General features: G+C 61.2%; 12 protein-coding genes. 6 read left to right on the forward strand and 6 right to left on the reverse strand.

What is annotated here, in order from left to right; genetic code table 11:
- Positions 1–651 precede the first annotated feature (651 nt).
- Positions 652–2,352 carry a winged helix-turn-helix domain-containing tetratricopeptide repeat protein gene (locus KIO74_RS13555; protein WP_213332483.1) on the reverse strand — a complete coding sequence of 567 codons (1,701 nt, stop codon included), beginning with the start codon at positions 2,350–2,352 and terminating at the stop codon, positions 652–654.
- A 140-nt stretch (positions 2,353–2,492) separates the two neighbouring features.
- On the opposite strand from KIO74_RS13555, the gene KIO74_RS13560 reads away from it, so the two are divergent.
- The 4 genes from KIO74_RS13560 (at position 2,493) to KIO74_RS13575 (ending at position 5,044) form a co-directional block, all read left to right on the forward strand.
- A complete protein-coding gene (locus tag KIO74_RS13560) occupies positions 2,493–2,783 on the forward strand; it encodes a hypothetical protein (protein WP_213332484.1) in 291 nt (96 codons plus the stop codon).
- A complete protein-coding gene (locus tag KIO74_RS13565) occupies positions 2,780–3,760 on the forward strand; it encodes a Bug family tripartite tricarboxylate transporter substrate binding protein (RefSeq protein WP_213332485.1) in 981 nt (326 codons plus the stop codon). The genes KIO74_RS13560 and KIO74_RS13565 overlap by 4 nt, the downstream gene beginning before the upstream one ends.
- Positions 3,654–3,980 carry a conjugal transfer protein TraD gene (locus KIO74_RS13570; protein ID WP_349629188.1) on the forward strand — a complete coding sequence of 109 codons (327 nt, stop codon included), beginning with the start codon at positions 3,654–3,656 and terminating at the stop codon, positions 3,978–3,980. The genes KIO74_RS13565 and KIO74_RS13570 overlap by 107 nt, the downstream gene beginning before the upstream one ends.
- 377 nt (positions 3,981–4,357) lie before the next feature.
- Complete coding sequence (locus KIO74_RS13575) at positions 4,358–5,044, forward strand: GntR family transcriptional regulator (RefSeq protein WP_213332486.1); 687 nt, start codon at positions 4,358–4,360, stop codon at positions 5,042–5,044.
- A 37-nt stretch (positions 5,045–5,081) separates the two neighbouring features.
- Here KIO74_RS13575 and KIO74_RS13580 read toward each other — a convergent pair whose 3' ends face one another.
- Entirely contained in the window at positions 5,082–7,040 is a 1,959-nt protein-coding gene (locus KIO74_RS13580; RefSeq protein ID WP_213332487.1) for an alpha/beta hydrolase domain-containing protein, read from the reverse strand.
- Between the two features lie 109 nt (positions 7,041–7,149).
- Between KIO74_RS13580 and KIO74_RS13585 the strand changes: the two genes are divergently transcribed.
- Together KIO74_RS13585 and KIO74_RS13590 are read left to right on the forward strand one after the other, a co-directional pair.
- A complete protein-coding gene (locus tag KIO74_RS13585; protein WP_213332488.1) occupies positions 7,150–8,271 on the forward strand; it encodes a succinylglutamate desuccinylase/aspartoacylase family protein in 1,122 nt (373 codons plus the stop codon).
- A gap of 57 nt (positions 8,272–8,328) precedes the next feature.
- The gene (locus KIO74_RS13590) at positions 8,329–9,915 is read left to right on the forward strand and encodes an ABC transporter substrate-binding protein (RefSeq protein ID WP_213332489.1); all 1,587 of its coding nucleotides are present in this window, start codon (positions 8,329–8,331) and stop codon (positions 9,913–9,915) included.
- 83 nt (positions 9,916–9,998) lie between these two features.
- On the opposite strand, the gene KIO74_RS13595 is transcribed toward KIO74_RS13590, so the two are convergent.
- The 4 genes from KIO74_RS13595 to KIO74_RS13610 are packed head-to-tail and all read right to left on the reverse strand — an operon-like array spanning position 9,999 to position 15,436.
- Positions 9,999–11,168, reverse strand: a complete 1,170-nt coding sequence (locus KIO74_RS13595) for a pyridoxal phosphate-dependent aminotransferase (protein WP_213332490.1) — start codon at positions 11,166–11,168, stop codon at positions 9,999–10,001.
- Between the two features lie 31 nt (positions 11,169–11,199).
- Positions 11,200–13,233, reverse strand: coding sequence for an alpha/beta hydrolase domain-containing protein (locus tag KIO74_RS13600; protein WP_213332491.1), 2,034 nt, complete (start codon positions 13,231–13,233; stop codon positions 11,200–11,202).
- Complete coding sequence (locus KIO74_RS13605) at positions 13,230–14,156, reverse strand: NAD(P)-dependent oxidoreductase (RefSeq protein ID WP_213332492.1); 927 nt, start codon at positions 14,154–14,156, stop codon at positions 13,230–13,232. The genes KIO74_RS13600 and KIO74_RS13605 overlap by 4 nt, the downstream gene beginning before the upstream one ends.
- Entirely contained in the window at positions 14,153–15,436 is a 1,284-nt protein-coding gene (locus tag KIO74_RS13610) for an NAD(P)/FAD-dependent oxidoreductase (protein WP_213332493.1), read from the reverse strand. Before KIO74_RS13610 ends, KIO74_RS13605 begins: the two co-directional genes overlap by 4 nt.
- Between the last annotated feature and the right edge of the window lie 80 nt (positions 15,437–15,516).

Consider the following 15,516-nt stretch of genomic DNA (forward strand, 5'->3'; position numbering starts at 1 on the left):
CAGCGCTGGCCGAACGGATATTCTGCCACGAGACCATTCGTCCTTTGGAAGCATCGATCGCTTGCCCAGACCGTGGCCTCCGCCTGCTCCCGTCACCAACATGGCTCGCCCAAGGCCGCGCAGCGGCTGGTCAGCTGCGGAGCCAATACAACACGCTTAAGCCTGCGCCCAGGCTGGTGGCCAAGCTAGGCAGACGCCTGACGGAGCCGCTCGTCGCGAGCCTGCTTATCGCCGCCGCAATCTCGGGGGCGACGGGCACATCGGGATTTTATCAATCATTTTTGCGATATAGAGAGGGAGGGATATTGGTCGGCTAGAACCACCTTGTTCAGGCTCGTGTACCGTTTAAAGCCGTCGAGAGGTGGAAAATGACAAATCCACAAATCAGGCATGTCGAAGAGAGCGCGCTGAATTCGTTGGCAGAATATTGAGAAATTCCGCAAACAGCTTGATGAAGAGCGCGATGAAGACTAGCACAGATTTCTGCTGGCGCTGATCGACGCAGAGGAAAAGCCTTGTGTATCAAGTTATCCGCGCAAATAAAATGGCAGCTGTCCTTCACGGCGTCCTTGAATTGCTCAGATAGACTAACAGCTCCCCATGCTCTGGGACATATTCTCTAGAAACATATTATCGCAAGCGGTGGAGAGCTCACTCGGGCAAGCCTGCCAGCTTCAGACCCGCATTCAGCTTCTCGGCGTATTCGGGATCGGATATCCGCATGAACTTCATCCAGCCGGCGATGCTAAACTCTGGATGGATGCGCATGACTTCGGCGACTGCGGCTTTGGTCTCTTCTGTGCGGCCGAGATAGGCGTTGACCGCCGCATACAGAGCGCGCGACGGGCGGTGATCCGGCATGCGAAGCATCGCTGGCCGGATCAGTTCGACCGCTTCCATGTAGCGACCCAAGAAGAAATAGGCCTTCCCGAGGAAATAGCCGTAGATAGGCGGATGGAAGGGATCGGCTTTCATGATGCGCTTCATGTAGTGGACGGCTTCGGGTGCTCTGCCGGAATGCGAGAGCAAAAGTCCGAAGCGGAAATCGACGAAGTTCGGATTGGCGATGAAGGCCTTCTCGAACTCGGCGATCCCCTCTCGCGCGCCGTGGCGCCAGTTCAGCACCCAGCCCAAGGTCGCCCGGGCATCGGCCATCGTCCCGTCGAGGTCGACCGCATGACGCGCCAGCGCCTCAGCCCGTTCGAGAACGGCAGGCTGCTGGAACTCGGTGCCGATCGGATGATCGAGTGAGGGGTCGATCCAGGCCCAGAGGAAGGTATTGGCGAGCCCTTGCACTGCCGGCGCATAGTTTGGATCGAGGGCGACCGCCTGCATGTAGAGGGCGCGGGCAGCGGCGATCGTCTCTCCGCGCGTTTCCCGCGGTACGCCGCGCATCAGCGCGCCTGCGCGCAACGTTAGGTCGTAGGCATCCAGCCGTTCCGGCGGCTTACGGGCGGCCCGGTCGAGTTCCGAACGGCTGATGCGGGCGTGAAGCTGCCCGACAAGGCTGCTGATCAACTCGTCCTGCACCGCGAACAGCCCATTCGGGGTTCGGTCGTAATTCTCAGCCCAGAGTTGCCGGCCTGTCGCCGCCTCGATCAGCCGCGCGGTGACACGCAGACGCTCGTCCTGCCGCTGCACCGAACCCTGCACCAGATAACGAGCGCCGAGCTCCCGTCCGATCTCGGGGGACGGCACTTCGATACCGCGATAGCGGGAGGTTGAGTCGCGCGCGATCACGAACAGTGCGTCGAAGCGCGACAAGCTCGCGGTCAGATCGTCGGAAACGCCCTCAGCGAAGTAACTCTGGCGTCCGTCGCCACCCTGATTGGCGAATGGCAGCACCGCAACCACCGGCCGCTCCATCGCCGCGCGGTCAGCGGGCCGTGGCCAACCCACCGCCAATGTAATAGCCAGCAGCAGCGCGATCGCACCGCCAGCAGCGAGCCCCCATGGCCGGCGGCCGGACCAGCCAGACACCTCGACCGTCTGGACCGGATCGCCGATCCCGCCGGGAAGCGCCGCTGGAGCGAGGAGCGAAACTTCGCCCGCGAAGTGATAGCCGCGACGCGGAATGGTCTTAATCAGTTCTTGAGCGGCATCATCGAGTGCCTGCCGGGCGTCGCTGACGCAGCGGGTTAGCGACTCGTCGGTGACGATCACGTCCGGCCAGACAGCCTGCATGATCTCCTCCTTCGGGACCACACGGCCGGCATGCTCGACGAGATGGCAGAGCACATCGAAGCTCTTGGGGCGCAGTGCCACGTGCTCTCCGCTCCGGCGAAGTTGCCGCCGGGTCACATCGAGCGAGAAGGGCCCGAAGCCGAGGACCCTGTGCAGGGGTCTGTCCATCAGAGCTTTCCGCGGCGGCGCGCGAAGGTACGTTCAATTTTCACACTCTTTCAGACGCTTTGCATCTCTTTTCACGACTTCCGCGGCTAAAGGCCTCCACTCTTGTGAAGGCAAGCAACGACACAGAAGCGGAGAGCATCATGTCCACTGCATGTTCGGTAGGTGCCGCATTCGCTGTTGCCGCCGGCCTCACCGCGGTAGCCGCGCCGGGAGCGGCGAAACAAGTCGACGCGTCAGTCTGTCCTGCCGGCTACGATCCGTTGACGGCCTTCTGCCTCGACAAGCGAACGGGCGACATTGTCAACCAGTTCGACATCACCAACAAGGCCGCCGGAGACTGCGAGGGCCGGAGCGAACGGCTCGGCGAACTCTGCTTTGATCCTGTAAGCGGGGACATCGAGAACCCGCGGCGCAAGGAGGCGATCCCATGAGCGTGACTCGTCGTGCCCTGATGTTAGGCTCGGTGGCGGCCTTCGCACTGCCCAGCAGCCGCGGCCTGGCAGAGCAGGATTATCCCAACCGCACGATCCGCATTGTCGTACCCTCCTCAGCCGGTGGCCCCAACGACATTCCGGCCCGCCTCGCCTCCCAGTTCCTGCCAACGCGCTTCGGCCAGTCAGTCTTGGTTGAGAATCGAGCGGGAGCGGGCGGCGCGCTCGGCACGCGCGAGGTTGCGAAGGCCGCTCCCGATGGTTACACACTCCTTTCGGGCGGAGCAGGCATGATGGCGGTGATCCCTGCGCTCTCAGCGAGCGCCGGTTACGATCCAATTCGGGACTTCGCACCAATCGCCAAGTTCATGGAGGCTTTTCAGATCCTGCTGGTCAATCCAGCCTCTCCCTGGCAGACCGTCGCAGAACTCGTCGCGCATGCGAAGGACCATCCCGGTACAGTCAACTATGCCCATGCCGGCATCGCCAGCATCCCGCATCTGGCCGGAGAGATGTTTCGCCTGCGGACGGGAGCGGGCATCATCGGCGTGCCGTTCCGCGGGGGCTCCGAAGCTCTGGTATCGGTGCTCAATAATATCTGCCAGCTGACCTTCGAGAACGTCACCATCGCGCTGCCAATGGTCCGTGAGGGAAAGCTCCGCGCGCTCGCTGTCACGAGCGCCATTCGATCGCCGCTCGCGCCAGAACTGCCGACCATGATCGAGGCTGGCGTGCCAGACTACGAGGTCACGACCTTCTTCGGACTAGAGGCGCCGGCCGGTACATCCCCTGCTATCGTCGCGAAGCTGAACCGCACGATTAACGAGGCGCTTGCCACGCCCGAGCTGCGCGAGGCGATCACGAAGCTCGGTGGGCTCTCCGAGCTTGGCACGCCGGAAGACTTCGGGCGGACAATCGCTGCGCATTTCGCGCGCTGGCAGGAATTGGGAAAGGCAACCGGTATCCGGTTGGATTGAGCGCCGCAAGGGCGCACGGCACTCGATCGAACTCGGCGGCCCCGTCGTCAAGGCAGGCATTATAAACCTGACCGGCGATAACCGCGCCATGATCTACGGGACGATGATCTGGATAGCCGAAAAGCTCAAGAGCGAAGACGGCGGATATGCGCCCGGCGTATGGACAAGCACGAGATTTTTTTACCCCCACCAAAGTATATCCGCCGATGACGCCGCATGATCTGGCCGGATTTTCCAGCGGCGAGACGGAGGATGCTGCATGAACGAACCGGCGGGTTTTAAGCTGCGGGGGGTTTTACGCTGCGGGGGGCGAAACCCAGATGTCTTGACCTGCATCGCCAATCTATCGAAAGACGAGGTGTTCACGCCGCAGTAAATTGCCAACCGGATGCTGGATACGCTGGCGGAGGCGTGGGCAGCGAGGAACGACGATGCGAATATCTGGCGGATGGCAAGGTCCCGTTCCTTGACCGGTCACAAATGCCATATCTCTTGTTGCAGAGTTTCCCGTAGAGCCCTTAAGCTTGATCAAAAAATCATTTCGACGACCATTGCGTTTTTGATATGATGCGTAGAGGTCAATAATTTGAGATCATAATGATAACTGCCGAACTGTTCAAAGTCTCCTCCCGCGTCACCGTTCAGGACAACGTCTACGAACAGTTGCGAAACGCGCTCATGTGGGGAGAATTCGAACCCGGTCAGGCGGTGACGATCGCGTCGCTAGCCAACCAGTTCGGGACAAGCCATATGCCTGTGCGGGAGGCGTTGCGACGGCTTGCGGCGGAAAACGCTCTTGAGATCGCGCATAACGGATCGGCTCGCGTGCCTGCCTTGTCGCGACGGCACCTGGATGATCTTTGCCAGGTGCGCGCCAGCCTTGAGGCGCTTGCCACCGAACTTGCCACGTCGGCCATGACCGACGATTACATCAGCCATTGCCTGGCTATCGCCAAGGAGCATGAAGCTCTTGGGCGGGAAGGCAAAGTTCGCCAGATGCTCCGAAAGAATCAGGAGTTTCATTTCGCAATCTACGAACGTTCCGGCTCAGAGATTCTACCCCAGATGATCGAAGTCCTGTGGCTTCGATACGGTCCCTATATGCGACTGCTGTCCAATCTGGTCGAACAGCAGATCGATGCCGGTGTCATCCATCCTTATTCGATACACCACTACGAAATGATGGACGCCTTCAAAGCCAAGGATGCCAAAAAGGCAGGGCTGCTGATGGTCCAGGATATCGAGGCGACGCAGGGGCTGCTGCAGGCCATGCTTCCGGTATGAGTTCACGTCAGCGGCGTCTCGGCGCCGTGATGGCTGGCTATATGAAGTTGAAGGTGGTGAAATAGCCGTCTTCCGCGCGCTTCAGAATCCGTGCCTTATCAGCTTCCAGCAGGAAGCCGGCTTTGACAAGACCCTCAAGCTTCGCTGCAAGAACCTTTCGCCAGCCGGCTTTGTCCCCGTAGCGCTCCTCCAGCGATGGGCGGCTGTCGGATGCCGAGTTCTGCGTATCCGAACTGGCCTGAAACGGCCAGAACGAGCCGAAGACATTGAAAAGCTCGCCTTCTGCGTAGCCAGCCTTGCGGACTTGCCACCCAGTATGAGTGCCGACCGGTGCGACGACCAGGGGATGCGGAATGCCGCCGATACCATTGCCGTCGCTATCGATCGCGCTGATCCCGACGCTATAGCGAGGGCCGATCTTCGGCGGCATCACGTCGTGGTTAAGAAGGTCCAGTTCATTGATATGTGCCGGAAAGCGGGCGCTGCCGATCTGCGGGAAGATCGCGGCGACTACATCGCGGTCCAGCAGGGTCCCTTTCGCCCGCGTGGGATAAAGGCTCGGCGGCGGAAGCGTGCCGGCCTCGACCCACGCCACGAGCGCGTCGATCAGGGCACGCGTGAGGGCACCATAGGTCAGGGTATTGCCTGCTGCCGAGGCAACTTCCGGCGGCAGTACATAATCCCCATGCGCGACGCTGGATGCGAGATAGACACGGACACTATCGGGAAGCGGCACATCGTTGCCGAGCGCATCGGTCGTCACCAGCGATGACCGGGCGGAAAGATATTCGGACTCCGTATCGAGATGCATGATCTTCGGGCAGACGCCGGCGGCGATGGCGCGGTTCAGAATGCCATCTGCCCTGCCGCTAATCGGATCACGTTGGTCGCCATAGGCAAACGGAAACTGATCGCCCGGAAAGGTATGATCCTCATGCTGCCGCGAAAAACGGCCGGGCTGGCTGAACGGCATGTTGAGAAAGGTCTTCCGCGACCCGGCGATCAGCGGCATGACCGCGTCGAAAACTGGTCGACCGGAAAGATCCGCATTGAACCCCTGGTGTAGAAAATCACGCAGCAGGCGGCCGCTTTGCGAAAGGCCGAAGCCCAGCGCCCGTTTATATCGCGCGTCAAGCGGACGCGGACCGTGTTCGCAGCCGCCATAACGCAGGAAGGAGACCGCGTCACGTATCGCGGCGAGGCCAAGGCCCATCACGACCGGATTCTTGGCCGTATAGATGAATTCGTAGATCGAACCACGATCGAAAGCAGGCTGTCCGGCATGGTCGATCTCGATTGTCGACTCGTCCACATAGCGCCACCTGAGATCGGCGAAGGTCTGGCGAGGGTCGGCCTCATTCTGACGGATGGTCAGGGTGGCGGACGTGTCGAAGGTGCTGGCTGCAGGATAGGCGAGCCGATAGCGGAAAACCGCGTCGGAAATCTCCTCGATCGTATCTTCGCGCAGAATCGCTTTCGCGTCCTTGATGAATTCTTCGCGGGCCAGGCCGATCACAGGGCCATCCGGCCGTGAGGCAACCGGAAGCTTTGCCAGCATTCGGCCGGCACCGGTCGGAACGTCGCCCTGCCAGGCCGTCCAGACGAGGGTAAAGCCCCGTTCGAGCAGGTAGGCGGTGCCTAGATGCTGATCCTCGAACGGCAGATTGGTTGCCGGGCCGGTATTGATCCGCTGGATCGCCCGCTTCGTGCCGCGATTCAGGACGTCGTAAAGAAGCCAGCCGTTGCCCTTGCTCTCGTCGATCGGCTTGAGGGTTTGGACCTCGACGTCGTATTCGACAAATCCACGCTCGTTTTTGGGCGCCAGATCCAGAAGAGCAATACCGCTGTTGCGTGGGTCATTGGGGTCGATCTCGCAATGAAACTCTCCCATGACCCATTCGTAGACGCCGGCATTGCCAAACTCCCGGGCATTATACGCCGGCGATATGCGCTTGGTCTCGTTGAAGTGGATGGCCGGCGTGGCGGAGAGGGACATCGATCGCTTTCCCGAGGTCACAATCGCGGTTTCTACCGCGCAAAACTATTGACAACGGAAAAGATTCATAAATCATTTGATCATAACATCAACATGAATTGAGTAAGATATGACCTACGCCTGCGAACAGATTGCATTGAAATTATCCAATGCAGGCGTGGAGCGAAGTCTTGCTATTCATCGTTTTGGCGAGCCTGGCGCGAGACCGAAGGTCTATATCCAAGCGGGCCTCCATGCTGCCGAAGTGCCGGGCATGGTCATTGTCCATCACCTTCTGCCGATGCTGCGGCGGGCCGATGGGGACGGCAAAATCCGCGGGGAGATTGTCGTGGTGCCGGCCGCCAATCCGATCGGGTTGGGGGATACCGTGCTCGGCGTCCATCTCGGCCGTAACTCTCTGGCTTCGGGCGCCAATTTCAATCGCGGCTTTCTCGATTTGGCGGCAGCCGTCGTATCTCAACTGGAAGGACAGCTTACCGACGATGCCGATGCAAACGTCGCAACGATCCGAAAGGCTATGAAGGGCACGATTGCCGCCAAGACGCCGAAGACAGAGCTGGACGATCTGCGCTTGAAGCTTCTCGGTCTCGCCTGCGATGCCGATTACGTGTTTGATATGCACGCGGAAGAGGATGCCCTATTCGCGGCCGTCATGGCGCCTTGGACGGTGGAACATAGAGAAAAGCTCGTCAGTCACCTCGATCCGCAACTCATCTTCTATGCCGACTACCCGCCGCTGTTCGATACCGCCTGCAGCCGGCCCTGGGCCGATCTCGCCAAGCACTTCGGCACGAGCGCCTCGATCCCGCAGGCATGCCTCAGCGTGACGCTGGAATTGCGCGGCTCGGGCCATGTCGATGACGACCAGGCAAGACAGGACGCCGCTAATTTCGTGACGCTACTAACCGCCAACGGCAGTATCGAGGGAACTGTTGCGGCCGGCAAGCCGCTGGTCGAGCCGATCCGCTTCGAAGGCGTTGAATTCATCCGCACGCCCGTGCCCGGCATCGTCGTCTACAGGCGGCTTCTCGGTGACCTCATCGAGAAGGGCGAGATCATCGCCGAGGTTGTTCAGCCCTTCGCGCGCGATCTCGATGCCGTCCGGCTGGAAATCCGCAGCGCCACGTCGGGCGTGTTTTTCGCCTGCCGCCATGCCGTTGTCGCCCAGGCGGACGATGTCGTCGGCAAGGTGGCCGGCGAGGAGGCACTGGCTGACCCCAAGCATTATTGAGGCGCATTCGGCGCTGGAAATTCCGGATATTCAAAGCAAAAAAAGGGGAATGGCGATATGAAAAGATTGCTTGCCTGCACGGCGTTTGCCGTCTCGCTTATGGTGGGCGGCGCACATGCGGCAACATTGCGCTTTGCAGGACCCGTCTCGCCGCTGACATTCGATCCGCACGGCACCAACGACTTCACTACCACGGCGCTGTTTCGCCAGGTCTACGACAGCCTCGTCGCGCTGACGCCAGACATGAAGCCGGTTCCGGGTCTCGCGATATCCTGGACCAAGAAGGACGATCTGACCTGGACCTTCAAGCTGCGCGAAGGCGTGAAGTTCCACGACGGCAGCACGATGACGGCCGACGACGTCGTGTTCTCGATCATGCGCGCCAAAGGCAGCAGCTATTACTCCGCCTATTTCGGCCAGATCGACAAGGCGGTTGCGGTCGACGGATCGACGGTCGAAGTCAGCAGCAAGCAGCCCGATCCGATCCTTCCCGAGAAGATGGTCCGCATGTTCATCATGTCGAAGCCATGGTCGCTGGCCAATGGTCTGGAAGCGATCCCGAGCCTCGGCGCCGCCGGCTCCGAGGCTTATTCGTTGCGCCACGAAAACGGCACCGGCCCGATGAAGCTCAGGCAGCACGATCCGAACGTCAAGACCGTGTTCGAGAAGTTCGACGGCTATTGGGGCGGCGGCAAGGGCAATGTCACGGAAGCGACCTACGTGCCGATCACCTCGGCGCCGACGCGAATTTCCGCGCTGCTCTCGGGCGAGGTGGATCTCGTTTCCGACGTGCCGTATCAAGATATCGAGCGCATAGAGGCCACGCCCAACCTGCAGGTCCGCAAGTCGCCGCAGCTTCTGTGGATGCAGTTCGAAATGGACGGCAGCCGCGACGTCGCGCTCGACACCTGGGACAAGCAGGGCAACCCTTTGAAGACAAACCCGTTCAAGGACGTCCGGGTACGCCAGGCGATCGCCCAGGCCATTGATGCCGATACAATCGCCAAGCGTATCCTGCGCGGCAATGCCCGCGTCGTCGGCATCCCGTCCATTCCCGGCTTCGGTGGCTATCAGGAAGACCTCGACAAGCGCTGGCCGACGGATGTCGCCAAGGCCAAGGCGCTGCTTGCGGAGGCCGGCTATCCCGACGGGTTCACGACGCAGCTCAACTGCCCGTCCGAGCGCTACGCCAATTCGGAAGACATTTGCAAAGCGGCCGTTTCGATGCTGGCCCGCATCGGCATTGACGTGAAGCTGAAGATGTATGTCTGGCCTGAGTTCGCAAAAATGCTTGTGAACGGCCCGAATACCAGTTTCCACCTCATCGGGGTGGCGAGCAGTTGGGACGTGCAGGACGCGTTCATTTCGCTGATGATGACCCGCGACACCAAGGCCGGGCAGGGATCCTTTAACTGGGCTCTCTGGCATAACGGCGAGATCGACAAGATCGGCCAGGAAATCCGCGTCACCTTCGATCCCGCCAAGCGGCAGGAGCTCTATCGGAAGGGCATCCAAATCGCCAAAGATCAAGTCTATGCGGTCTTCCTCTACCAGCCATTCCTGGTGTGGAGCGCCAAGAAGAACATCGACGGTACGCTGCGCTCGGATTCAACGCTGCTGCTGCAAGACCTCAAGCTCAACTGAGCGTCCATATTACTCATCGTCATGGAAAAAGCCCGCCATCCTTGCGGATGGCGGGCAACAGGCTTATGCCGGAAGACGATTGCTTACAGTGAACCAAAGAAGTGTTGCAGCCGGTCCATGGCTTCTGCGACCCGCGCCGTGGACTGGGAGCCGAAGCAGACGCGCAGGTGGCCTTCGCCAGCCGCGCCGTAGAAACTGCCAGCCTCCACGACCACGTCGGCTTTTTCCAGAATGGTTTCCGCCAGCATCTGGGCTGGAATGCCGAGGGCCGCGATATTAGGGAAAGCGTAGATCGTGCCTTCCGGCCAGTCGCAGGTGATGCCGGGCATCTGGTTCAGGCGGCTGACGACGATGTCGCGTTTGATGCGATCTTCCGCGACCAGTTCCTGCAGGATTTCCGAGGGGCCGGTCACAGCCGCGAAGGCGCCTTCCTGGATGAAGGTGTTGACATGGGTCACGTCGTTGGCGGTGATCTTCAGGATGCCTTCGATGAGATTGGCCGGTGCCGTGAGATAGCCGATGCGCCATCCGTCCATGGCAAAACTCTTAGTGAAGGCGAACATCGAGATGGTCCGTTCGCGCATGCCCGGCAACGAGGCGATGGAAATGTGCTTGGCGGTATCGAAGAGGATTTCCTCGTAGACCTCATCCGAGGCGATCAACAGGTCATGCTTGATGGCGAGGTCCGCAAGATCCTGCAGTTCCTCGCGGGTATAGACGCGGCCGGTCGGGTTGCAGGGATTGATGAGGGCGATCATCTTCGTCTTCGGCGTGATCTTTTCCTTGATCAGCGCCGGATTGATGGAGAAGCGGTTGGCCGCATCCAGCTTTGCGAAGACCGGCTTGGCGCCGGCCAGTTCGATCTTTCCCACATGCTGCGGGTAATAGGGTTCGAGCAGGATCACCTCGTCGCCCGGATCGAGAAACGCCATGAAGGCCGCGAACGACGCATGTGTCAGGCCGTTGGTAATGACGATCTCTTCCGGCGAATAGTCAAGGCTGTTATTCGACGCTAGCTTTTCCGCCAGCGCCTTGCGCAGCTTCGGGATGCCCTGGAGATGGGAATAATGGACGTTGCCTTCCATCAGCGCCCGGATCGTCGCGAGCTTTATGGGCTCCGGCGTATCGGCATGCGGGCTACCGAGTTCCATGTGGATGAGGTCGCGCTCGGCGCCGTTCAGGCTGGCGGCCCGCGCATACATGCCGAACGACTTCTTCGAGCTTTCGGTAATTCTCTTGGCGAGATAGGTCATGACTGTCTTTCTTGAGGCGCTCGAGGACGGGTCAGGCCGGGAGGCCATGGAGGTGGTTGACCGCGCCGAAACGCCGCGCCATAGCTGTCGCGAATTCGACGTCTTCCGGGTGGTAGAAGCCTCCGGTGCGGAGCTCTTCGGCCACCCGGCGGATGGCTTCCGTATAGTCCTGCGGTGACGCGAACCGTTCGAGGATGGCGAGGCGCGGATCGCCGGTCAGTTGGCGCTCATCGGCGGTTTCCGGGAAGGGAATGTAGCTGCCGGAGAAATCGTGCAACGCGCCGTAGCCGTAGCCGCGGTTGCGAAGATTCCAGCCGGTATAGGTTCCAAGCGGCACCTGCACCATCGGTGCCAGAAGGCCGGCGCGGTCGTTGCCGTCCGCATCGGTCGCAGGAACCAGAACCGCATATTCTTTCGCCGGATCGATTGTCGGATCGGCGGGAGCGGGGGCACCCGTGTCGAAATCCGGGCCATAGTCGACATGCGCGAGGCGATTGGGTTCTCGAGGCAGAAGCGTGCCGGGTATGGCCGGGAAATTTGCCCGCCAAGTCTCGAAGGAGACGAGCGTGCCATTTTCCCTTTTGGGATAGAGGCTAGGCGGCGGCGCCTTGCCCTCCAGCCATGCCTGCATGAGCGTCAGCGTGCCGCGGAAGAAGGCGACCGTGGAAACGATGTTCTGGTGGTTGGTGCAGATACCGAGCGGCGGCTTGGCCGGCATCGGATCGGACCAGTGCTGTGAGCTTGCCCAATAATAATAGCGCACCGTCTCCGGCAGTTCGAGATCGTTGCCCTGGCTGTCGGTGTGGACTAGCGAGCCGCGGCGATACCAGTATTCCGAGCCTGTCTGCGTGTGGATCACCAGCGGGTCGGTTTCCGGGCGCTTCAAGATCGCATCTTCTCGTCCGGTGATATGGTCGCGGCTCATGGCATAGGAGAAGGGGAAGCGGTCGGCGGGGTTGAGGTTGTCCTCATACTGGCGCGACGCGGCAACTACGAGATTGGCGAAGCGATTGAGCATCGTCTTGCCGGCACCGGAGATGTGCGGAAGCACGCCGTCGAAGACGCGGCGGCCCGCCGCATCCGCGTTGAAGCCGCGATAGACGAAATCGCGGATGCAGCGGCCGGATTGGGAACGGCCCCAGGCGATCGCGAATTTCGGCAATGTGTCGGCTTTGAAAAGCGGGTTGGCATCGCTGCGCTCGGTCTTCAGGAAGCTGATCAGTTCGCGAACGGCGATGAAGCCCATGTCGAAGACGAGCGGCCGCGTCGCCTCATAGGTCAGCTCGTAGATCCAGCCTTGCTGGAAGCCTTCGGGCAGATGGATATGCTCCGCCGAGGGAACGAGCGCCTGTTCACCACCCTGCACGTCGCCCCGGCTCAGGCCACCACCATTGCCGAGGACCTGCGTGAAGGACCAACGCTCCGGACCAATCGTCTGCGGTGCGGAATGGGGATAGCGGCGTCGCTGCAGGACGGCTTTGCTGGTATCAAGGGAGCGCGCTGGATAGCTATAGGTGCCTGTCTTGCCGGACAATGGTAGGCAGGTAATGCCCGGCGTGTCGCAGATGAACTCCACCTTGATGCGCTCTGAGAGCGGGACGTTCTCATCCACGGCTTCCGGCAGCCGCACGGTCATGCGACCGTCGCCGGGCAGAACGTCACCCTGCCATGCGGCGATGACGACCGTGTAGCCCTGCCGCATGAGAAAGCCGTTGCCGGCATCCGCGGGTGTGGACGGGCGGTTGGTCGGGACGCCGTTGTTGAAGAACTGCAGGCAGCGCTTGTTGCCGCGATTGACGAATTCGAAGAAGATCGTGCCGTTCGCCTTGGCCGGGTCGGTCGGGCGCAGGATCCAGACATCCGTCGACGCGCTGACCTGGCCATTGGCATCACGAGTGGCCAGTGCGATGTCGTAGGCATGCGAGACGGAGTGATCGGCAGGATCGATGGAAACCTGTGCCTTCCCGGACAGTATTTCATAGGCGCCGACCTCGCCGAAGGCGCTGCCGTCAGCGAAATCGGTTCTGGCAAGGTTCGGGATCCGGATGCGGGGGGGCGTCTTCATGCTATTGTCCTTCGGCTAGGCGGCACCGCCTTGAGGCATTGACTGAGGTCGCTGATGACCGCATCTGGGCCGCCAAAACGCATGGCCTGGGACAGCCGCTGCGTGATCAGGTCAACGACCGGCAGGTCGCAGTCGAGACTGCGAGCCTTGGCTAACAGCGTGTCGAGATCCTTGAAGGCGGTCGCCAGCGCGAGCTTGCGGCGTGCTGGGCTGTTTGGCCCTTCTATTTCGGCGGATGCCATGGCTTGGAACGTGCGGCTGTCGGCGCCGGTGCCGGCGATCATCGCCTTCAGCTTGTCCGGAGCGATACCCGCGGCCTCTGCCGCCAAGAAGGCCTCGCTCGACAGCATAGCCATGCCATAGCCCATCAGGCCGCCGATCAGGCGCAGCATGTGGCCGCTTCCCGTCTCGCCGGCGGCGATGATCTCGGATGCATAGGCTCGCGTGACCTGCTGCATTCGGTCCAACAGCGCAAGCGAGCCGCCACACAGCAATTTGAGGCCGCCATTGCGTGCCAGCTCCGGCGTGCCGGAGATCGCCGCATCGACATAATCGCCGCCGCGAGCGTGCCATTCCGCGGCGAGCCTGCGGCTGATATCAGGATCGCCGCTGGTATGATCGATGTGAAGCAGGCCTGAGCCCGCCGACAAGCCGGAGAAGACGCCTGTTTGATCCGTCAGGACAGAGTCGACCTCGGCGGAGGAAGGCAGGCAGGTGATCAGTATGTCAATGCGCGTGGCCAGTTCATGACCGGTTCGAGCCTCATTACAGCCCATTGCCTCAAGCTCAGGAGGCAATCTTCCAGCGGTACGAGGCGAAGGCATGACAGTGATCGCATGGCCCGCCTCACGGATGCGAAGGCAGACAGGCAAGCCCATCTTGCCGGTTCCGACAAAGCCAATCCTCATCCTTGTGTCACTCATTGGGTCATCCAATCCTTGAAGCGGGCATGGGCGAGTGCTGCTGAGGCGACGATCTGGGTGAAGGAGTGGAATGGCAGTGGCCGCGCCTTCACGGTCGGGACCGGCAGCGTCTCCAATGGCTCGCCGAGCGCCGCGCGGGCCAGAACCCGGCCGAGCTGGGCGGTCATGGCGATCCCGCGACCGTTGCAGCCGATGCCGCCGTAGAACCCTGTACCGAATTCATGGATTCGTGGCAGGAAATCAGGCGTCATCGCCGCAACCCCTGTCCACACGACCTCGACGCCCGGATGGCGCTCCAGCTTTAATTCCGAAACCAGGCGATCGACGACGGCCTTGCCCACCCGCTCGAAGGCTCCGACCGGAATGACGGCCATGCCGCCGCTGATCAGCCGGTTGTCACGATCCAGCCGGTAGGTGAACAGGTTGGAGCGCGTATCGCCGACCGGCCGGCGGTTTGGTGAAATCCGTTCGACGGTTTCTGGGCGCAGCGGGCGCGTTGCCACCTGATAGACCCGCAGCGGGACCGTGGTACGACCCATCCGCCAGGCCGCACCGGACGTGAAGGCGTTCGTACACAACAGCACGCTGGCCGCCTCGATTTGGCTGCCGTGAAAGGAAACGCTCCAGCCTTCACCGTGCCGGCGGATATCCGTGACCTCAACGTCCTCGCGGATCACACCGCCGTGGCGAATGACGGCCTCGGCGAGGCCACGCGCATAGTTCAGAGGGTGAATTGTGCCGCCCGATTCATCGAGCAGTCCGCCGGAATAGATCGAAAGGCTCGTCTCCCTCTCAATATCCTTCGGCGAGAGGAAGCGGACTTGCCTGCCGAGCGCGCGCCAGTCGGCAGCGCGCTGGTGCAGAAGTTCGGCGGCCGCCGCGCCATAGGCCGGCTGCAGCCAGCCGACTTGGCTGGCATCGCAGGAAATCCCTTCTTCGCGGATGATTCCGAAAACGGTATCGGCCCCTTCACCGACCAGCTTGAGCAGGGATTGCGCCTTCTCCCTCGGCAGTTTCTTGTAGGTCGTTGCGGGGTCGGCCTTGGCGAAATTCGGCACCACGAAGCCAGCATTCATCCCCGTCGCACCCGCACCTATCAAGGCGGCCTCCAGCACGACTACCTTGCGCCCGGCCTTGGCGATTTCGCGCGCGGCGGCAAGGCCGGTAAAGCCGGCGCCGATGACAACGACATCCGCAACGCCGGGCACCAGCGACTGCCGGAAATCCGGGATAGGATTGCCGGTCATGGTCCAGAGGGTCTTTTGAGTGGAAACCTGCATCGAACTTTCCGTCAGGCCGCAATAACGCCTTGTCAGCATAAAATACACCGCGATACGATCAATTGATCAAAACTCAAAAC

Origin of the sequence: Chelatococcus sp. HY11 (genome assembly GCF_018398335.1) — a bacterium.
Taxonomy (GTDB): domain Bacteria; phylum Pseudomonadota; class Alphaproteobacteria; order Rhizobiales; family Beijerinckiaceae; genus Chelatococcus.